This is a genomic window from Burkholderia sp. FW306-1C-G01B (genome assembly GCF_058781685.1).
In genome coordinates this window covers 166,259-185,302 of record NZ_JBYSWZ010000002.1, presented here as the reverse complement: position 1 = coordinate 185,302, position 19,044 = coordinate 166,259, and the positions used below count along the sequence as shown (strand labels likewise).

The window sequence follows — 19,044 nt, the reverse complement described above, 5'->3', positions numbered from 1 at the left end:
GGCGACGGTCGGCGGGTTCGCCCGCGCCTCACCCGTTCACTGGTCGAGACACCGCACGCACAGCCGCTTCGCCTGGTTCGCCGGCAGCCCGCGGCACATCATCACCACCGGGCGCGCGTGACACGAAGGCGCATCGGCGGACGCGGCGGGCGACGCCAGCCGCCGCGCGCGTTCGGGCGGCGTGGTGGCGGCCGCGTCCATACGCCGGCGGCGCTCGGGCGGCGGCGTGTCGCTCACGACCGGAATCGGTTCGACGCCGCCTTCGCGCGCGTTGCGCTGCGCGCTCGCGACGACGCGGCTCACGTAGCCGCTCGAGAAACCGGTCGTGAAGTTGCCGCTGTAGTAGCACGACAGCGCCGCGCGCAATGCGGCCTGCGCGGCGCGGCCGGTGCCCGACGAGCGCGCGAAGCATTCGGTCAGGATCGCGCCGCCGGCCCGCAGGTTGCGGCACGGCTCGAACATCGTCGCTTCGTCGAGCCCGTATTTCGTGAAATTTCGTTCGTTCACCTGAGCGAGGCCGACGCTGTAGCTGAAGCCGCGCGACGCAAGCTCGCGCGCGGTCGCGCGCGCCTCGTCGAGCGACGCGGGCTGGCGCGCCAGGTGGCCGCCGACCACGCCGATCGCATACGGATTGAAGCCAGACTCGGTGCGCACGAGCGCGGCGAGCGTGTCGGGATCGACGTTCGGCGCACACGCGCGAGCGAGTTGCGCGAAGCCCGCGCCGCTGGCCGCATGCGCGATGTGCGGCTGCATTCCGGCGAATGCGGGCACGAGCAGCCCGACCAGCGCGCACAGGTGCGCGGCGGCGGTTCGCAGGCCGCGCGCATTCATCCCGCGCCCGCCACGCGGTACGACAGCACGAGCCCGTGCACGAGCAGCGACCAGCCGTCGAGTGCGACGAACAGCAGCAGCTTGAACGGCACCGAGATCGTCGTCGGCGAGATCATCTGCATCCCGAGCGCGAGCAGGATGTTCGCGACCAGCAGGTCGACGACGATGAACACGATATAGATCACGAAACCGATCTGGAATGCCTTCGTCAGTTCGGCGAGCGTGAAGCTCGGCACCAGCACGAGCAGGTCGTCGTCCTTGATGCCGTCCGCGCGGTTCTTCGGCCAGACCGACGTCGCGGTGCGCACGAAGAATTCGCGGTCGCGCTGCCGCGTATGCGACACGAGGAAATCCTTGATCGGCGGCAGCGCGGCATCGGCGAGCGCGCCGACGTCGGCGGTCGACAGCTGCCCCGATGCGTCGAAGTGGCGCGCCTGCAGCGCGTCGCGGATCGACATCCCGACGGGCGCCATGATGAACAGCGACAGGATCAGCGCGATGCCGTTCAGCACGAGGTTCGGCGGCACCTGCTGGATCCCGAGCGCGGAGCGCAAGAGGCCGAGCACGACCACGAGCTTCGTATAGCTCGTCACCATCAGCGCCGCGAACGGCGCGATGCCGAGCGCGGCGATCACCGCGATCAGCGCGACCGGATTCGGCAGGTTGCCCATCGCTCAGCGCTCGCGCGGCGCGGGTTGCGTCAGCGTGACGACACGCACGCCGAGTTTCTGGCCGACTGCAATCAGGTGGCCGGTGCCGATCAGCATCCCGTTCGCGACCAGATGGATCACGCTCTGGTTGATTCCTTGCTGCAGTTCGATCACGGCGCCCGGCTGCAGCGCGCTCAACTCGCCGAGCGGCATCGACGTGGGCGGCAGCTCGAAGCGCAGGTCGACCGCGAGGCCGTCGAGCGTGCGCGGCGCATCGGCGGGCGGCGCGTCGTGCGCCGTCGCGGGCGCGGTGTCGGTGCGGGTCGGTTCCAAAGGCATCTCCCTGATTCGTTCGACGGTCAGCCGGTTGCCCGACGGCCGTCCGGTGATCTCCCACGCTGGCGCGGCGGGCAACCGCGCGACGCACAGCAGGTTCTGCTCGTGCGCCTGCCAGCGCTCGATCGCGATGATGTCGCCGCCGACGACATCGGCCAGTTCGGCCGTCGTCAGCTCGGTGCGGCCGATCTCGAACACGAGCGGCACGGGCAGGTTCGCGTAGGCCGCGCGCGTGTCGGCGAGCGCGGCCGGCGCGGCCGCGAAGAACACGGCCAGCGCATCGGGCGCGTCGAACAGCAGTGCGCCGTGGCAGCGCCATGCGCCGTCGGCGCGCCGCAGCTCGAAGCGCAGCGCGGCCGGTGCTGCGCGCCAGGCGGGCGCGCTCGCGGGCGGCGGCAGCAGTTCCACGCGCTGCCGCGTCGCGGCCTGCAGCACGGCCGTGAGCGGCGCGCACAGGTCGGCGAGCAGCGCCGCGCGGATCACGGCCGGCACGGCCGGGTCGGCCGCGTCGCCGAGCCATTCCGTTTCCGCGACCGGATCGATCCATAGCGTGCCGGTGGCCGGGCCGACGACGAAGCGATAGGCGTGCGCATCCGCGGCCGGCTCGGCATCGATGCGCCAGCGCACCTCGTACGCATGCTCGCCGAGCGTGACCGGAACGGCGCCGGTCGCGCAGTATGCGTGCGACAGCCCGCGCGCGGCGGCGGCGGACAGGCGCGGCAGGTAGGGCGACGCGTCGAGCGCGACCGCGGCCGGCGCAGCGGCGGGCGGCACGGAAGCGGCGGGCATGGCCCGGTTCGCGGCGTCGCCGGCGTCGGCATTCGTCAGGAACTGCGCAGGCACGGCGGGATCGGGGCGGATTCGGCGTCGGTTCGACGGGTTGTTATGGGGCCGGTGGCGCGGACGGGCACGCGGCTGCTGCGTCGATTGTAGGGACGGCCATGGCTGCGTGCCGCGCCGGAATCCGTAGTCGCGTGCGTCGCGCGGCGGCGGGGAGCGCGGGGCGCTACGAAGCGTGACGCCGCGCGGTGGAATGCCGCGCAGCGCGATGCGCGGCGGCGGGCGGCCAAAAGCAACCGCCGCCCGGAGGCGGCGGTCGGGTCGCGACTGGCTGGCGGGCCGGGCGGCGTGCAGGCCGCATCCGGCTGGCGGGACGCGAAGCGCTGCAAACCAGCACAGCGCGGTGGGGGGAGTGTTGCTGGCGCGCCGCGAGCGGGCGGCGAGCGGGTGAATCGTCAGGCGTAGTCGGCGGCCATCACGGCCGGCGGCGCGGCACGCAGGATCGGCGCCGCATCGTGGCGCTCGACGTGCGTCATTGCCGCACCGAACAGCACGAGGCGATAGCCGACCGCATAGATCGGGATGATCCGCAGGTTCTTGTCGTGCTCGAGCTGCAGTTTCGAGCGGATCCGCGAGATATGGGTATCGAGCGTGCGCGACGACACGGCGAGCTCCCGGCCCCATACGGCTTCCTGGATTGCCTGCCGCGGCACGACCTTGTTCATGTTGTCGAGCAGGAATTCGACGACGTCGAATTCGCGCGGCGTAACGTCAATGACCTTGTTGTCGATTTCGATCGTGCGGCGCACGAAGTTGATTTTTATGTTGTCGATGTACAGGTATTTGCAATCCATGGTGGCCCTCGCATGTCCATAAAGGAGTGTTTTGCGGGTCATGTACTGCAACTTCCGGGCCAAGGGACGGAAGGTCAGGTGTCGACGGGGGCGTGCCGGGCGCAGGCGGTGTGGAGCCTTGAATTCAAAAGAATTTTTAACGCGGGGCGCGGGGCGGGTGCGGAAGCGGGCGGAGCAATTTTGAAGAATTGTTACGTAGCATCGAGGGGGCGACGTTACGGGCGTTACGTCTGACGTAACGTGTGGGGGAGGCGGTATTCGTGGCGGGCAGCACATGGTTTTTGCCGGACCGCGAACCCTACATCGAACCCTACCTGGTTTGATGAATAGGCTATTTAAATCAATTGGTTGTGAGTGTTTTTTGCCGACATCGAACCCTACATCGGCCACGCTTCGACAAAAGACGCCGGCCGAGAGACGTTTCCATCCCTCAGCCGGCGTTCCGGCCCATCAAGCCTTCGCGCTATCCGCCGAATCGAACGGCAGCACGTAATGCCGCTTGCCCGTCGCCGCGAAGATCGCGTTCGCGACTGCCGGCCCGATCGGCGCGACGCCCGGCTCGCCGACCCCGGTCGGCGCTTCGGCCGACGGCACGATATACACCTCGACCTTCGGCATCTCGGCCATCCGCAGCACGTTGTAGCCGTCGAAGTTGCGCTGTTCGACCTGGCCGTCCTTCAGCGTGATCGCGCTGTGCAGCGCCGCACCGAGCCCGAAGCCGATGCCGCCTTCCATCTGCGCGGCGACGATGTCGGGATTGATCGCGATCCCGCAATCCACCACGCACACCACACGCTCGACCTTCACCTTGCCGTCCGCGTCGACCGACACCTCGGCCACCTGCGCGACATAGCTCTTGAACGCCTCGGCGACCGCGATCCCGCGCCCGCGGCCCTTCGGCAGCGGCTTGGCCGGATCCCAGCCGGCCTTCTGCGCGGCCAGTTCCAGCACCGCGCGCATGCGCGGCTCCTTCGCGAGCAGGTCGCGGCGGAACGCGTACGGATCCTTGCCGGCGGTGTGCGCGGCTTCGTCGATGAACGCCTCGACCGCGTAGGCCGTGTGCGAGCTGCCAACCACGCGCCACCACAGCACGGGCACGCCCGTCTTCGCGGTGGTGAGCTCGACCGACACGTTCGGCACCGCGTACGGCAGGTTCGCCGCGCCCTCGACCGACGTCGCATCGATGCCGTTCTTGACCATGAACGCCTCGAACGGCGTGCCGGCGAGGATCGACTGGCCGACGATCCGGTGGCGCCAGCCGACCAGCTTGCCGTCCGCGGTCAGGCCCGCGTCGAGCTTGTGGAAGTACATCGGCCGATAGAGGCCGCCCTGGATGTCGTCCTCGCGCGTCCACTGCAGCTTGACGGGCTTGCCGTCCGCGCCGAGCGCCTTCGCGATCGACACGGCCTCGACCACATAGTCCGACCACGCGTTCGCGCGCCGGCCGAAGCTGCCGCCCGCGTACAGCGTATGGATCTTCACCTGCTCGGGCTTCAGGCCCGCGACCTTGGCGGCGTTCGCCTGGTCGATCGTCTGGAACTGGTCGCCGGCCCAGATCTCGCAGCCGTCGCGCGTCAGCTTGACGACCGCGTCGAGCGGCTCCATCGGCGCGTGCGCGAGATACGGGAATTCGTATGTCGCGCTGAGCTTGCGCGCGGCGCCGGCGATCGCCGCGTCGGCGTCGCCGTCCTTGCGCGCCGACGTGCCCGGTTTCTCCGCGAGCTGCCGGTATTCGCGCATGATCTCGGCCGAGCCGCGCTTTTCGGCGTTGCTTTCGTCCCATTCGACCTTCAGCGCGTCGCGGCCCTGCTTCGCGGCCCAGAAGCCCGTCGCGACGACCGCGACGCCGCGCGGCACCTGCACGACCGACACGACGCCCGGCACCGCCTTCGCGGCCGTCGCGTCGAACGACTTGACCGTCGCGCCGAAGCGCGGCGGGCGCTGCAGCAGCGCGACGCGCATGCCGGGGAAGGTCGTGTCGAGCGTGAAAGGCGCGGTGCCGTTCGATTTCGCCGATGCATCGACGCGCGGAATCCGCTGGCCGATCAGCTTGAAATCGGCCGGCTGCTTCAGCACGACCTTGTCCGGCACGGGCAGCTTCGATGCGTCGGCGACGAGCGTGCCGTAGGCGGCCGTCTTGCCGCTCTTCGCATGCGTGACGACGCCATTGGCCGTCGTCAGCTCGCCGGCCGGCACCTTCCAGCGGGCCGCGGCGGCCGACACGAGCATCGCGCGGGCCTTGCCGCCCGCTTCGCGCAGCTGCTGCCACGAGTTCGCCATCGCCGAGCTGCCGCCCGTGCCCTGCATCGTGCCGAACGCGAGGTTCGCATAGCGCTTCGCGTCGGCCGGTGCGCTTTCGACGCGCACGCTCGACCAGTCGGCGTCGAGTTCCTCGGCGACGATCGTCGCGATGCCCGTATACGCGCCCTGGCCCATTTCGACGTGCTTCGCGATGACCGTGACGGCGCCGTCGGGCGTGATGCGCAGGAACGCGTTCGGCGCGAAATCGGCGGCCGGCGCGGTCGCGGCGAGCGCGCGGCGGCCGAGGCCGGCCCATTCGAAGCCGATGGTCAGGCTGACGGCGGCCGCGGCGCCCGCGGCCTTCAGGAACGTGCGGCGCGACGGACGCACCGAATCGCGGTTGTCGAGTTCGATCGTCATGGTCAGGCTCCCAGCGTCGCGGCCGCGTCGTGGATCGCGGCCCGGATGCGGGCGTAGGTCGCACAGCGGCACAGGTTGCCGTTCATCGCGGCGTCGATGTCCGCGTCGGTCGGCTTCGGGTTCTGTTCGAGCAGTGCGGTGGCCGACATGATCTGGCCGGACTGGCAGTAGCCGCATTGCGGAACCTGCTGCTTGACCCACGCGGCCTGCACGGCCTGCGCGGGCTTGCTCCGCAGGCCTTCGATCGTCGTGACATGCTTGCCGGCGATACCGGCGAGCGGCAGCACGCACGAGCGGACGGCCTGGCCTTCGAGATGCACCGTGCACGCGCCGCACTGCGCCATGCCGCAGCCGAACTTCGTGCCGGTCAGTCCCGCGTGTTCGCGAATCGCCCAGAGGACGGGCATCGACGGATCGGCGTCGAGCGTGACGTTCTTGCCGTTGAGGACAAACGAGGTAGGCATTTTGGTTGTCTCCGTGGGGAAAACCCGGCATGCGCCCGGTTAGCCGGCAGTGTGCGCGAGCAGCCGGGTTTTGCGTCTACCCAATCCTGCAAATTTATTGAACAATCCTGCAAACCCCGGGCGCGGCGCGGGCGGTTTCGCTATGCTCCCGCGACATGGGGAAATCAATCGAGGATGCGTCATGGACATGACCGATATCGTCGCGTCGCGCGAATCCGGACGGCGCGAACTGGCGTCGCTGATCGGCCGTTTTGCACCGGCGGACGGCTCGCATTCGACGGCTGTGCCAGGCCTGATGCTGCATCGGCATACGCGTCCGGTCGATCTCGGCTGCGCCGTGTCGTGTGCCGCGCTGGTGATCGCGGGGCAGGGCGCGAAGCGCGTGATCGTGGCCGGCCACGCTTACGAATACGACACGCAGAATTGCCTGATTACGTCGATCGACTTGCCGATCCTGTCGCGCGTGACGCGCGCGTCGCCGGAGGAACCCTACCTGTGCCTGTCGCTGAGGCTCGATCCGCAGCGGATCGTGGAGCTCGCGGCCGAGATGCGGCTGCCCGAGCCCGACGCGGGCCCCGAAGGCGAAGGAATCGCGCTCGCCGAGCTGACGCCGCCGCTGCTCGACGCCGCGCTGCGGCTGTTGCGATTGCTCGATACGCCGGCCGACATTCCGGTCGTCGCGCCGCTGATCGAAAAGGAACTGCTGTACCGGCTGATGACGAGCGGGCAGGGCACGCGGCTGCGGCATATGGCGATCGCGGGCAGCCAGACGCACCGGATCGCGCGCGCGATCGAATGGATCCGCGATCACTACGCGGAGCCGATGCGCGTCGAGACGCTCGCGCAGGCGGTCAACATGAGCGTGTCGTCGCTGCACCACCATTTCAAGCACGTGACGACGCTAAGCCCGCTGCAGTACCAGAAGCAGTTGCGGCTGCACGAGGCGCGGCGGCTGTTGTTGCGGCAGGGCGGCGACGTCGGGTCGGTGGCTGCCGTGGTCGGCTACGAGAGCGCGTCGCAGTTCAGTCGCGAATACAGCCGGCTGTTCGGCGCGCCGCCGATGCGCGACGTCGTGCACCTGCGGAAGAAGGAACTGCTCGGCTGACGCGGCGGCGGCCAGCCCGAACGCGCGGCCGGTGCGCCGCCGGGCCATGGCCGCGGGTCGTCGCTCGGCGGCCATCGGCAATTTCGCGACGACCGGCGCTTGCAGGAACGTCGCTGCCGACGCGCGGTGTGCCGCGGTCGACGTTGCGCGTGACGCGAACGCCGATCGATCGGTGGTGATCTTCATCGCCTTTTCCCCGACACGTCGTTTGACGAGCGACCGCCATCCGTAATCCGTGTGCCGTGGCGTGCCGCTCGGTGAGAACCGGAAATCAGGTAGCCGGCATGCCGTGAACGACGCAATCCCGCTGTGCGCGGGCGAGGGCGCGAAATTGCCGCGCGATATGCGCGCTTTTGTTTCACGCGTGAATGATGGGGACAGGAAAATACCTCGGGCGATGGCCGGATCGATGTGGTTCGATACGAATAAAATTGCGATAAATCAGGCGTTTGTGGGATTTTTTGACATGAAATAAGGCGTTGAATCGGTGTGTTTCAACGATGAGAAAAGCGTAGGTGGCTGCTTGAAAAACGTTTCTTCGATGTATTGCCCGTCGGGTGGCCCAAGGTGTGAAGGGGGCGAATGAAAATGAAAAACTGCTGAGCCGGCTTCGGTCTGGATTGCGCGTTTTAATTTGTTTTGGTTGTTACGCCGGTAATGGTCTGGATGACAAAATTATGTCGCATGATCGCGTCGGTATTTTCAAAGTTGAATCGAAATCATTTCGCCGGTCGAGACGAATGCGTGTCGCAGGCACATCGGAGGCGGCCGCGCGGGCTTGCAGAACGGGGCGCCGCACGCTTCGATTCCCGTTCGTCCGGGCATTGGAGGCCGGCCGAACGTGTCGCGACGCACGGTTCGCAAGCGAAAAAACGGATGCAGCGGGCGATGCGTGACAGCGCGCTTCTCAAGTTTGAAACACTCGTTCACCTGGCCGTCCGGCGAGGGCCGGCGTGCCGGATTCGTCCGTCAAATCGTGATATTGCTTCGCGATGCGCAATGATCGGCGCGTGTGCCCGACCGTTGTCGCGATACATTCCTGAAACAAAAAGTTACGTTCCCGGCGATTCGAGCCGGCGCGCTGGCCGTTCGACGCGCGCAATGAGCGGTGGAATAACGCGTGGCACGCTGCTTGCGCTACTGGACGCACCGGCGAGCGGTCGACACGATGCAACAACGATGTGGGGGCGGCCAACTCGTCAATAAGCCAGTCGGGGAAACGGCAATGAAGACCATAAGCAGTGGCTTGATCGGCGCGTTCTTTGCGCACCATAGGGGGAGTCGGAAAGTTCGGGGTATCGCTTGCGACGCAGTGCCAGCGTCGCGGGTCGCGCCTTGCCGATTTCCCGCCCTCCGCACGCTCCGCGTGCTGGAGCGGTTGTCGCTCCGTGCGGCAGCCAGGCGACAGCGGTGCTCGCCTTCATTCAGTTCAACCGGATGGGTCAGCCTGTTCGTGCCGGACAGCGTGACGCCGATTCGTCTTCAACCGTGCAACGCAGTTTCGATCGCACCGGGTCAATACCGGTGCCGGCCGGATTAGATCGAACGCCTGTCGGCCGGATTATCCGGAAACCTTTCGTCGCTCCCTCAGGGAGCAGACATGCCGTCTGGCTGCAATGCAGGCCATTTTTCGCTCGGCTAAAGGGCGCATTTTTAGCGGCGCTGCATTTTGCGGTGGTAAATGTACTCGCGCATTTTCGATTTCGGAAGCGGGTGCCGGTGCCGGCATTGGTTTCCGACGGGGTGTCGAAAATCGCGGGCCGGAAATGCATGTTCATCATTCCGGTTCGTCGAATTAGAGTGTTTTCGTGAAATATTAAATATTCGTAAAAATAATTGAAAACACGCGATCATAAATTTCGGACAGCTTAAAACGCAAAATTAAACTTCGGCTGGCCAAAGAATCCAAAATACCTGGATTTAAAAGAAAGCAGGAATCTCGTAATTTGATAGTGATCCTTATTTTTTAGGATTGCTCAAGTCAGGAAGGTTGATGGCGTGCAATCTTCCCGGCTCATTTCGTCCACGCCGTTATGGAGTCGACCATGAAGAAGCTTCTCATTGCAGCAGCAGTTCTGGCCGTTTCGGGTGCAGCGTTCGCAGCCAGCGGCACGGTGTCGAGCAGCAACTCGACGAGCGGCGGTTCGACGATGGCCGGTGTTGCCGGGTTCGGTCATTTCACCGCGACCGATTCCGGCGCGGCACTCGGCGCAGCCGGTGCAGTTGCCGGCGGCCCGGGCAGCGGTTCGATCTCGTACACCAACCACACGCAATCGTCGTCGGTCAGCGGCTTCGGCTTCGGCGGCGCACAGGCTGGCGGCACGAGCGGCGCGAATGCCGGCTCGATCGGCTGGACGATTCACCACTAAGCCGCGGCGCGTAGCGTTCGTCATTGGCTGGCGGTACGGATGCCGGGTTTCGCTGTATGCGGGCAGGCCCGGCTCCGCCACCGCCGAACTTCCTCACAGCAAGGGATTGCTATGAAAGCCAACGTCATATTAGCGACAGCGCTCACCGTCATATCGTCGGTTGCATTGGCAGCCGGTTCGTCCACCACCAACCAGACGCAATCCGTTGCAGCGGGTGTTTCCGGTTCGGTGCTGGTCGGGTCCGGCAGCTATACCAGCAATTCGACTTCGACGGCGGGCGCGAATGCAGGCAGTACCGTCACACCCGCTGGTTCCGCCGGCACGGCATCCGCGTTTCACAACTCGACCTCGACGGCCAGCGGTTCGGGCACGAACGGGGGCGCGTTCGCGGCAGGCGGCGGTATCGGTGCCGCAGGCTCGTTCGGTGGAAACGGCAGCACGAACGAGAACGCGAATGCGCTGTCGGGAGGGGTGACCGCCACGATCGTACTCGGCGCGAACCACTACACGGCTACGGGTGCGAACGACCAGGGCATTGCCAACGCGGGTGCTGCCGGGCTGACGGGCAGTGGCGGGTCAGGCGCGATCGCGGGTTCGAATCACTACAACTCGTCGACCGTGTGGAGTACCGGTCCGGCCGGCTCGCCGTCCGCATCGGGCGGAAGCCTGGGCAGTTCCAGCGCGATCGGAAGCAGTCATTAGTCAGGTGTGGGGGGGACCAGTTTCCCAGCGACGCTGGTCTCTTTTTCCGCACTGTTGCCACGTAAGGAGTTGGCATGAAGCAGAAACTGATTGCCGCCGCTCTGATGCTCGCGTTTCTGACGGCGTATGGTGCTGACCGTGCTGCCGATGGTGTGCAATCGAATATGCAGACGTCAAACAACCCTGACCAGACAATCAAACCGTCAGAACGACAAACGCTTTCGTCGGGCAGTGCCATCGGCGGACCGGGCGCCCAGCAGTGGCAGGGTATGTCGGCCGGCTCGTGGTCCCAGCTGGGCAGCGGCTGGAAGCAGTTTGGGGAAGCAGCAAAGACTGAAGTCATTCAGGGGAATTAGTACGGTTGCCTGGGTGGGAGGTCAAACCTCGTCCGGAGAGTGAAATGAACAGCAACAGGATCAAGGTGGCATGTGCGGCGATGTTCGCGATGACCACGATCGGGGCCCAGGCGCAAACCGCCGATTCGACTTCGAGCGCGCAGTCCTCGACGTCGTCGACGGCGATCAGCCAGGGCGGCGGCTCGAGCATGAACACGAACACCACGAGCTCGCGCGGCGGCAATGCCGCCAGCAGCAGCGGGGTTCGCGGCAGCGGCAATTCGAGCGTGAATGTGAACGTGACGATGCCGTCCAGCACGAGCGGCGGCTCGAACGTGACGCCGCAGAGCGTGAGCTCGCTCCAGGCACCCGGCTCGCCCGGCACCAATCCGTACAACACCCAGATATCGGAAAACGTCAACTACTCGGGTACGCAGACGATCAAGACGAACCCGTCCATCCAGGCGCCCGGCCTCACGACCACGTTGTCCGACACCTGCATGGGGTCGGTGAGCGTCGGCGTGTCGTTCCCGGGGTTCGGTGCGACGGGCGGCACGACGCTGGTCGACCAGGCCTGCGTCCGTCGTCTCGATGCGCGCGAATTCCGCGCGATGGGCCTGACCGACGTGGCGCTCGCGCTGCTCTGCCAGAGCGACGCGAACCGGCGCGCGGTGGAAGCGACCGGGCACCTGTGCCCGGGCACGACCGCGCCGCTCGCACGTTCGAATGTCGCGCCCAGCGTCGAAGCGACCGTCGCCGACGACGTGAAGTATCACGATCCGATCGTGCGCAATCGCATGGGCCTGCCGCCGCTCGACGCAGCCGCGCCGGCGCAGGCGCGCCCGGTGGCGACGACCGCGGGGCAGGCGGCGCCGATTCCGGTCCCGGTGCCCCTGCCGGCGATCGCCGCGCCGACCGTCGCCAGCAAGGTGCCGGATGCCGCGCAGGCGGCTGCCGCGAAGGCGTCGCAAGCGGCGGCCGTCGTGCCCGCTGCTGCCGCACCGGTTGCCGCGACAGTGCCGGCGGTTGCCGCCGCGTCGGCTGTCGCCCCAGCTGTCGCACCGGCCGCTGCTGCGCCGGCCGCGATGAGTGCGGTGCCCGCCGCGGCCATCGTCGCTATGAAGGCCCCCGAGCCTGCGCCGGCTGTCGCCGACAAGGCCCCCGAGCCTGCACCGGCCGTCGCTGACAAGGCCCCCGAGCCCGCGCCGGCTGTCGCCGACAAGGCCCCCGAGCCTGCACCGGTCGTCGCCGACAAGGCCCCCGAGCCTGCGCCGGCTGTCGCCGACAAGGCCCCCGAGCCTGCACCGGCCGTCGCTGACAAGATCCCCGAGCCCGTGCAGCCCGTCGCCGACAAGGCGCCGGAGCCGATGCCGGCCGCGACCGACAACGCAGCGCAAGCCGCTGCCGCGCCGGCTGCTGCCGTCGTCGCGGCGCACGCAGTCGATGCGAAGGTGGCGGACAGCGCGCAAGCCGCACCGGCCGCGGTCGCCGCCGCGCCGCAGGCGGCGGATGCTGCGATGGCCGCACCGGCAGCCGACATGCCGGCCGCCGACGCGAAGGTGCCGGGCGCGGTCGAATCCGCGGCCGCACCGGCGCAGCCTGCCGACATGTCGGCGTTGACCGATCCGGCGAAGGCGTTGCCGCCGGCCCCGGTCGACCAGCAGGCTGCACCGGCTGCACCGGCCGCGCCGGCGGTCATCTCGACGAGCACGTCGTCGTAAGCACGCGGAACGGGCAGCCGTGCGACCGGAACGCCGGACGCACGGCTGCCGTTCCGACCCGATGCGCGACGGTCGTTCCCGGTTTGACGGGTGTTGGTCCGATCCCCGACGTCAACACCTCTTTTTGCGTGACGAGGATGCAAGGAGGCCTCAATCATGAGGATCTTTTTGGTCGCGTTGCTGCTGGTCAGCGTGCAAGCCGCTGCGCAGTCGGTTTTCCAGAATCCGGCGGTCTTCGTCATCCTGAACGAGCAGACTGCCGCGAACGCCGCGAGCGTCCAGCAGGCGCTGACGACGCTCGGCCGACCCGACAACACGGCATGCGTGCCGATGATGATGGTCGGCGACCCGCAGATGATTTACATGATGCCCGAGCAAGGCCACGCGCCATCGTGGCGATCGCCGGTGTACGGCCGCGGCGCGCCGTTCGAAGCGCAAAACGGGCCGACGCCGACGGGCAAGACGGTCGGCGCGATGCAGCACGCCGAGGACATGCAGACGCAGCCGTGGAGCGACGGCAGCGCGATCACGCAGAAGATCGCCGGCGAGTCGAGCATGTCGGCGGCAGGCAGGGTGAGCGAGTGGCAGCGCAACGGGCTCGACCGGATCGAGACGGCCCGCGCGACGGACGTGACGGTAAACGGCAAGACCTACCGCGCCTATCGCGACGATCTGAACCGGGCGGCGAAGCCGGTCGTCGAGCCGCAGATCTACATGCAGCGTGTCGTTTTCTGCCGGTAACGAAACACGAAACATCAATCCGAGGACAGGCCGGCGCCGCGCCGCGGGACTACGAGACCCCGTCACACGCGAACCGGCAACGGCCGTCCCGACATACAACCCTAAGCGGCGAGGCCATCGTGAACTATAGCTGCCAGATCAGGGTGTCAGGCCCGCAGGATGTCGAACGCGAGGCCGGCACGATGCCGTTCCTCGCGATCCGGTGCAACCATGTCGTGCCGTCGCGGCCGCTCGTCTACCTGTCGCAGCGGCACGATGCAGCGCTCGCCGACTGTCTCGCGTTGCGCGGCTGGGACGTGTGGCGCGCGAAAACCGTTGCGGACGCACTGAATCTCGTCAAGGCGAACCGCCCGCACGCGGGGATCGTCGATTTCGGCAGCTTCGCGTCGCCCGACGTCGCGTCGTTCGAGGCGCTGCTGCGCGACCCGCGCGTCGGCTGGGTTGCGCTCGCCGACAGCGAGCGGCTGCGCGACATTTCCTTCGCACGCCTGATCCGCCACTGCTGTTTCGACTACGTGCGCAACACGACGGCCTACACGACGATCGGCTATCTCGCCGGCCATGCGTACGGGATGCTGAAGCTTGCGGACGGCGACCCGGCCGCGGAGGCGCCGCCGCCCGACGGCACGATGATCGGTTCGTGCGACGCGATGCGCCGGCTGTTCGCGACGATCCGCAAGGTCGCGAACACGGATACCACCGTGTTCATCGCCGGCGAATCGGGCACCGGCAAGGAACTGACGGCGGCGGCGATCCACCGGCAGTCGGCGCGCGCCGCGGCGCCGTTCGTTGCCGTGAACTGCGCGGCCATTCCGTCGACGCTGCTGCAGGCCGAACTGTTCGGTCACGAGCGCGGCGCGTTCACGGGGGCGCACCAGCGCAAGGTCGGCCGCATCGAGGCCGCGCATGGCGGCACGCTGTTTCTCGACGAAATCGGCGACATGCCGTTCGAGAGCCAGGCGAGCCTGCTGCGGTTCCTGCAGGAAGGCAGGATCGAGCGGCTCGGCGGGCACGCGTCGATCCCGGTGGACGTGCGGATCGTGTCGGCGACCCACGTCGATCTCGAGGCCGCGATGCAGGCGGGGCGGTTCCGCGCCGACCTGTACTACCGTCTGTGCGTGCTGCGCATCGACGAGCCGCCGCTGCGCGTGCGCGGCCGCGACATCATGCTGCTCGCCGATGACATGCTGCGGCGCTATCGCGGCGACAGTGCGTACCGGATTCTCGGCTTCATGCCGTGCGCGGTCGAGGCGATCCACAACTATTCGTGGCCCGGGAACGTGCGCGAGCTGATCAACCGGATCCGGTTCGCGGTCGTGATGACGAACGGCCCGATGATCTCGGCCGCCGATCTCGAACTGCACCAGTACACGTCGCGGCAGCTGCCGACGCTCGCCGAAGTGCGCCGGCAGGCCGAGCGGAGCGCGATCGAGGAAACGCTGCTGCGCCACCGCCACCAGCAAGCGGACGTCGCGGCGGAACTGGGCATTTCGCGCGCGACGCTGTACCGCCTGATGACCGCGCACGGGCTGCACGGCTGACGCGCGGTGGCGCGCGTGAGCTCAAGACCGTGCGGCGGCGGCCGTTAAAACATGAAATGGCCCGTCCGGACCGCCGACGCATCGATGCGCGCGGCCGGCACGCGGCGTATCACGCTTATCCGGGGTTATCGTGGCAGAGTGCAGTCACTGCGGCAGGACGTTCCTGGTCGGCGGGCAGTCGATCGATGGCCGCCGCTATTGCAGTCCGGCGTGCGCGCACGCGCATCCGATCGTCGTCGAGGCCGAGCGGGTGCCCGACGCGAAGGTCCGGCAGTACGTCGACGACTGGCGGTACGGGCCGTGCCCGATTTGCCTGCGCGAAGGGCATCCGGTCGACGTCCACGCGTCGCATCGCGTCGTATCGCTGGTGTTCGTCACGCGCTGGGCGACGCGGCGCCACGTGTGCTGCCGCCGCTGCGGCCGCAAGAAGCAGGCGATCGCGCTGCTTGCATCGGTCACGCTCGGCTGGTGGGGACTGCCGTGGGGCATCGTGCTGACGCCGATCCAGCTCGCGCGCAACGCGCTCGGGCTGGCCGCGCGCGATCCGGAGGTCGCGACCCAGCAGTTCGAGCAGCTCGTGCGGCGCAAGCTGGCGGAGCGCCGGCTGCAGCGCGCGCGGCAGGGCGCCGGCGCCTGAGCGCGCACCGCCGCCCGGTCAGGCCGGCCGTTCGAAGCCCGACGCGACCCAGCGTTCGGCGCTGGCCTTGCTGAGCTTGAACCCGGCCGATACCTTCGCGTCGGCCAGCAGCTCGCCGTACGGATCGAACGCCTTGAGTTGCGCGTACGGCTCGAACTCGTCCGGCACGATGTCGAGCGTCACCGACACATCCTGCCCGTCCTCGCCCTGAACCGTCACTTCCTTGTGCAGCATCGCGCGCCGCTGCTGCTCGTGCCGCATCAGCACCTCGGTCGCGGTCTTCACGAGCGTGCGGAACGCGTTCGCGTCCATCGGCTTCGGGTTCTTCTTGTCGCGGCCCATGGTCCACGGCCCGACGAGCGCGGGTTCGGACTCGCCGTCCTTGATCATCTCGACGGCCCAGCCGTCGTCGTCTTCGTTCTTGATGATGCGGGCGGTCCAGCCGTTGTCGCGCCAGAGGCCGTCTTCGTGGATGGAGGTGTCGTCGGATTGCAGGTCGGATTCGGTCATGGGGAAAGCTGGGAGTACGGGCAGCCGGAGTATGGGCAGCCGGCAAAAGGGCAGTGGTGCGCGGCCGTCATCGGCGCGTCGCTCGCCGCCGGGTGCCCGGAGTGGCATGCAAACGCCGCAATTTTACCTGCTGGCCGGCCGCAAGGGCTCAATGCCGGCCGTCCGGCCGATGCCGGGCGCCTGAACCGACGCAAATATCAAACTCGTATTACGTCTCCGGCGGTCAATCCCGATGCCGTCCGATATCCCGCCCGCGCGCGGCTTCATAGAATCGATCTTCGGGATAAAAATATCCCGGACATCCTTTCAACGCCAAACCGGCCGCGCGCGTTCCGCGCCGCGCGGCCGGTGAACCACCTGGAACTGCGCATGAGGAAATTCAATGTTCGCATCGTTTTCGCGTATGACTGGCCGTTGACGCTGGCCGGCATCGAGCAGATCGCCGGCAGCGCCTGCGCTATCGAGCTCGTCGCGGTCTACCGGAGTGCGGCCGAACTGGTCGCGTCGCTCGGCGGCGTCGACTGCGACATCGTGCTGGTCGATTATTCGATCCGCGGCGACGAGCAGATGGACGGCCTCGCGCTGTTCGACTGGCTGCGGCGCACGCGCCCGAACGCCGGAATCGTCGCGCTGGTCGGCAACGAGAACCCGCTGATCTTCCGGTCGATCCTCGCGATCGGCGGCGTGAGCATCGTCAGCAAGTTCGACGAAGTCGGCCATATCGTCACGGCGATCCATTCGAGCTACAGCGGCGGGCGCTACCTGTCGCCGTGCGTCAGGCGCGCGGTCGATGCGATCGGCGAGCGCGGCGAGGCGTCAGTGAAGCTGTCGGCGCGCGAGATCGAGGTGATTCGCCTGTATCTGTCGGGCGTGCCGATCAAGACGATTGCGCAGCGCCTGAGCAAGGGCAAGCAGACGGTCAGCGCGCAGAAGATCAGCGCGATGAAGAAACTCGGCGCGAACAACGACGTCGAGCTGATCCAGCGGGCGGCGGGGCTGGGGCTCGGCACCGGGGCGGCCGCGCCGCGGGCCGGCGGCGCGGTGTGAGCGGGTGCGCCGGGCGGGTCATTCGGTCTGCGTGAAGCGCGCGTAGACCGCGTATAGCTCGACGCCGTGGAGGCGGCTTTCGGCCGCGTCCATGACGAGCGCACATTGACCGTGAACCTCAACACGAGATAGCTCGCTGAAGTTCACCGAATTGGATCGAGGTGGATGTACTTGCGGGCGGGCACCGACGATAACACGTGGTCAGTGCCGAGATTGCGGCGCATCGTCGCGCGTAGTTCGTGAACGTCGGCACTCGATTGATCGCCCATCCTTCCCGGTTTTGCGGAGAGTAACGGCATTTCAATTTAAGTCGGAGTGCGAGGAAAATAATACTCGTCCTATAGACAATGCAATTCTTGCCGGCGACCGTATATGGTTCATCCACGCATAAGGTATCCGAGCTTATGGCCCAGAAAGAACATGACTCCGATCGCCCACTCGCAAATGTCCGCTATCGAGTCGTTACCGACACGGGACAGACTTTTTCCGGCGCCACTGACGCAGCAGCGTCCTTGAAAATATATACGAAGGGGTTTTGAATAAATGAACGATTTTGACGTGAATGACGGTGGGGAATGGTTCCTTGTACATTCAGGTGCGGTTACCAATACCAACCCCGGCTCGACGGTTGAAGTAAGAATCAATACGGAGAGAATTTGTCAAAACATGACAAACAGTGAGTTTCGGGGAATGATTTTACATCAGCGCGATCGAGCCGTTTCCCTGGTTGAGCAGAGAATCCTGGAATTGCAGCGTTGGTCTAACGCTGACAAGGCGCGTGTGCTACAGTGGTTCGGCAAGGCAGACGAAGCGACCTGCATAACATTACTTGCGGGCCTGACGGCAATCGCACGGGTATTAAAGGGGATGTCGGCATTCAATTTTACCCGATGGGATAGCGATCGATTCAGGTATATCGGATGCGTTCCGAATCCAAATAAATCCGGTGTCGCTGCATCTGTTTGCGCACCGGATACGGCAACTCATACAATTGCCATACATCCTGATTTTTGCTCTATGCGTCATTTTTCGTGGGATAAGGACTCCGTGGTTTCCACATTGATTCATGAGGTCAGTCACTTTGATGATACGATGGCTACCAAGGATCATCGCTACTTTATCGCGGAATGTCTGACCTTCGGATCGGAGAGTCCGGATCAAGCCATCAATAATGCTGACAGTGTTGCTGGATACGTAATTTATAATGCATAAATTCATGATTGGTATATTGCTTGCTGCTTCCAATTCGGCATTTGCATGCATCGCGAGCGAGAATTTTGATATATATTTTGATAGGAATGATGCGACCATATCGAACTCGGAAGTCGTTCGCATCGCAAATTGGGTTGCCGACCAAAGGATTACTTACGCCAATCACACGACAAAAGAGGTAACGTTAATCAGTGGTCACGCTGAAGAAGATGAACTCGGAGCACAGGCACTTGCACAATCACGACTACAAGTCGGGCGTGCGTTGCTGGAGCAACTGGGTTTTCTACGCGGGACCATTCGGGCAAGCGCACGCGTCTATTCGCATGGCGACGTGGACAACGGGCGGCGCGTGGAAATTTCCTTCCTGCCCGATTGCCCTAACAAGTGCTGCACCGGGAAGTAACATGACGCGGGACCCACCGCGCAAGCATCGTTCGAAACAGCGCCCCATTCGCTTCCGAATGCTGGCCGGCGCTGCGCGGCGAGCAGGTGGATGTGTTCGACGCGCTACCGGTGGGCACAGGCATGAGGGCGTATGACGAAGCCAG

The 19,044-nt window shown here is 66.1% G+C and carries 22 protein-coding genes; 13 read left to right on the top strand and 9 right to left on the bottom strand.

All coding sequences use genetic code 11. The features are described 5' to 3' along the window. Nucleotides 1–36: 36 nt before the first annotated feature. The 6 genes from AC3WLY_RS05105 to AC3WLY_RS05080 form a co-directional block, all read right to left on the bottom strand. The gene (locus tag AC3WLY_RS05105; RefSeq protein ID WP_425133366.1) at nt 37–831 is read right to left on the bottom strand and encodes a lytic transglycosylase domain-containing protein; all 795 of its coding nucleotides are present in this window, start codon (nt 829–831) and stop codon (nt 37–39) included. Next, nucleotides 828–1,502: a type III secretion system export apparatus subunit SctR gene (gene sctR / locus AC3WLY_RS05100; RefSeq protein ID WP_034180501.1), complete on the bottom strand. Its 675-nt coding sequence runs from the start codon at nt 1,500–1,502 to the stop codon at nt 828–830. Before sctR ends, AC3WLY_RS05105 begins: the two co-directional genes overlap by 4 nt. A gap of 3 nt (nt 1,503–1,505) precedes the next feature. Then, on the bottom strand, nt 1,506–2,660 hold the full coding sequence (sctQ, locus tag AC3WLY_RS05095; RefSeq protein WP_492308161.1) for a type III secretion system cytoplasmic ring protein SctQ: 1,155 nt from the start codon (nt 2,658–2,660) through the stop codon (nt 1,506–1,508). A gap of 392 nt (nt 2,661–3,052) precedes the next feature. Then, complete coding sequence (locus AC3WLY_RS05090; RefSeq protein WP_175959562.1) at nt 3,053–3,451, bottom strand: winged helix-turn-helix domain-containing protein; 399 nt, start codon at nt 3,449–3,451, stop codon at nt 3,053–3,055. A gap of 450 nt (nt 3,452–3,901) precedes the next feature. Next, nucleotides 3,902–6,112, bottom strand: coding sequence for a xanthine dehydrogenase family protein molybdopterin-binding subunit (locus AC3WLY_RS05085; RefSeq protein ID WP_492308162.1), 2,211 nt, complete (start codon nt 6,110–6,112; stop codon nt 3,902–3,904). 2 nt (nt 6,113–6,114) lie between these two features. Next, nucleotides 6,115–6,576, bottom strand: coding sequence for a (2Fe-2S)-binding protein (locus AC3WLY_RS05080; protein ID WP_111018576.1), 462 nt, complete (start codon nt 6,574–6,576; stop codon nt 6,115–6,117). A gap of 181 nt (nt 6,577–6,757) precedes the next feature. Between AC3WLY_RS05080 and AC3WLY_RS05075 the strand changes: the two genes are divergently transcribed. Both AC3WLY_RS05075 and AC3WLY_RS05070 read left to right on the top strand, forming a co-directional pair. Beyond that, nucleotides 6,758–7,681 carry an AraC family transcriptional regulator gene (locus AC3WLY_RS05075; protein ID WP_175959559.1) on the top strand — a complete coding sequence of 308 codons (924 nt, stop codon included), beginning with the start codon at nt 6,758–6,760 and terminating at the stop codon, nt 7,679–7,681. Between the two features lie 289 nt (nt 7,682–7,970). After that, on the top strand, nt 7,971–8,156 hold the full coding sequence (locus tag AC3WLY_RS05070; RefSeq protein ID WP_492308163.1) for a hypothetical protein: 186 nt from the start codon (nt 7,971–7,973) through the stop codon (nt 8,154–8,156). Between the two features lie 432 nt (nt 8,157–8,588). On the opposite strand, the gene AC3WLY_RS05065 is transcribed toward AC3WLY_RS05070, so the two are convergent. Continuing rightward, on the bottom strand, nt 8,589–8,954 hold the full coding sequence (locus AC3WLY_RS05065; RefSeq protein ID WP_310132868.1) for a hypothetical protein: 366 nt from the start codon (nt 8,952–8,954) through the stop codon (nt 8,589–8,591). Nucleotides 8,955–9,091: 137 nt separating this feature from the next. Between AC3WLY_RS05065 and AC3WLY_RS05060 the strand changes: the two genes are divergently transcribed. The 4 genes from AC3WLY_RS05060 (at nt 9,092) to AC3WLY_RS05045 (ending at nt 11,108) form a co-directional block, all read left to right on the top strand. Further along, nucleotides 9,092–9,493 (top strand): hypothetical protein, encoded by a 402-nt coding sequence (locus tag AC3WLY_RS05060; RefSeq protein ID WP_310132870.1) that lies wholly within the window; start codon nt 9,092–9,094, stop codon nt 9,491–9,493. A 233-nt stretch (nt 9,494–9,726) separates the two neighbouring features. Then, nucleotides 9,727–10,050: a hypothetical protein gene (locus AC3WLY_RS05055; protein ID WP_175959557.1), complete on the top strand. Its 324-nt coding sequence runs from the start codon at nt 9,727–9,729 to the stop codon at nt 10,048–10,050. 111 nt (nt 10,051–10,161) lie between these two features. Beyond that, nucleotides 10,162–10,752 (top strand): hypothetical protein, encoded by a 591-nt coding sequence (locus AC3WLY_RS05050; RefSeq protein ID WP_492308164.1) that lies wholly within the window; start codon nt 10,162–10,164, stop codon nt 10,750–10,752. A 74-nt stretch (nt 10,753–10,826) separates the two neighbouring features. Then, nucleotides 10,827–11,108, top strand: coding sequence for a hypothetical protein (locus tag AC3WLY_RS05045; RefSeq protein ID WP_425133242.1), 282 nt, complete (start codon nt 10,827–10,829; stop codon nt 11,106–11,108). On the opposite strand, the gene AC3WLY_RS05040 is transcribed toward AC3WLY_RS05045, so the two are convergent. Beyond that, nucleotides 11,092–11,406 carry a hypothetical protein gene (locus tag AC3WLY_RS05040; RefSeq protein WP_244137231.1) on the bottom strand — a complete coding sequence of 105 codons (315 nt, stop codon included), beginning with the start codon at nt 11,404–11,406 and terminating at the stop codon, nt 11,092–11,094. The genes AC3WLY_RS05045 and AC3WLY_RS05040 overlap by 17 nt on opposite strands. Between AC3WLY_RS05040 and AC3WLY_RS05035 the strand changes: the two genes are divergently transcribed. From AC3WLY_RS05035 to AC3WLY_RS05020, 4 genes are all read left to right on the top strand, one after another. Continuing rightward, nucleotides 11,393–12,808 (top strand): chemotaxis protein CheA, encoded by a 1,416-nt coding sequence (locus AC3WLY_RS05035; RefSeq protein ID WP_492308227.1) that lies wholly within the window; start codon nt 11,393–11,395, stop codon nt 12,806–12,808. The two genes, AC3WLY_RS05040 and AC3WLY_RS05035, sit on opposite strands and share 14 nt — an antisense overlap. Before the next feature lie 156 nt (nt 12,809–12,964). Then, nucleotides 12,965–13,549, top strand: a complete 585-nt coding sequence (locus AC3WLY_RS05030; RefSeq protein WP_175959554.1) for a hypothetical protein — start codon at nt 12,965–12,967, stop codon at nt 13,547–13,549. A 182-nt stretch (nt 13,550–13,731) separates the two neighbouring features. Then, entirely contained in the window at nt 13,732–15,090 is a 1,359-nt protein-coding gene (locus AC3WLY_RS05025) for a sigma-54 dependent transcriptional regulator (protein WP_492308228.1), read from the top strand. Between the two features lie 130 nt (nt 15,091–15,220). Further along, nucleotides 15,221–15,727, top strand: coding sequence for a hypothetical protein (locus AC3WLY_RS05020; protein ID WP_204421482.1), 507 nt, complete (start codon nt 15,221–15,223; stop codon nt 15,725–15,727). 18 nt (nt 15,728–15,745) lie between these two features. Here the strand turns inward: AC3WLY_RS05020 and AC3WLY_RS05015 are convergent, their stop codons facing one another. Continuing rightward, nucleotides 15,746–16,237 (bottom strand): hypothetical protein, encoded by a 492-nt coding sequence (locus tag AC3WLY_RS05015; protein WP_072442345.1) that lies wholly within the window; start codon nt 16,235–16,237, stop codon nt 15,746–15,748. Between the two features lie 369 nt (nt 16,238–16,606). Here AC3WLY_RS05015 and AC3WLY_RS05010 point away from each other — a divergent pair, with 369 nt between their 5' ends. The 3 genes from AC3WLY_RS05010 (at nt 16,607) to AC3WLY_RS05000 (ending at nt 18,899) form a co-directional block, all read left to right on the top strand. Then, the gene (locus AC3WLY_RS05010) at nt 16,607–17,284 is read left to right on the top strand and encodes a LuxR C-terminal-related transcriptional regulator (protein ID WP_492308229.1); all 678 of its coding nucleotides are present in this window, start codon (nt 16,607–16,609) and stop codon (nt 17,282–17,284) included. Between the two features lie 543 nt (nt 17,285–17,827). Beyond that, nucleotides 17,828–18,496 carry a M35 family metallo-endopeptidase gene (locus tag AC3WLY_RS05005; RefSeq protein WP_310132883.1) on the top strand — a complete coding sequence of 223 codons (669 nt, stop codon included), beginning with the start codon at nt 17,828–17,830 and terminating at the stop codon, nt 18,494–18,496. Next, nucleotides 18,489–18,899 carry a hypothetical protein gene (locus AC3WLY_RS05000; protein ID WP_492308165.1) on the top strand — a complete coding sequence of 137 codons (411 nt, stop codon included), beginning with the start codon at nt 18,489–18,491 and terminating at the stop codon, nt 18,897–18,899. Before AC3WLY_RS05005 ends, AC3WLY_RS05000 begins: the two co-directional genes overlap by 8 nt. Nucleotides 18,900–19,044: the final 145 nt, after the last annotated feature.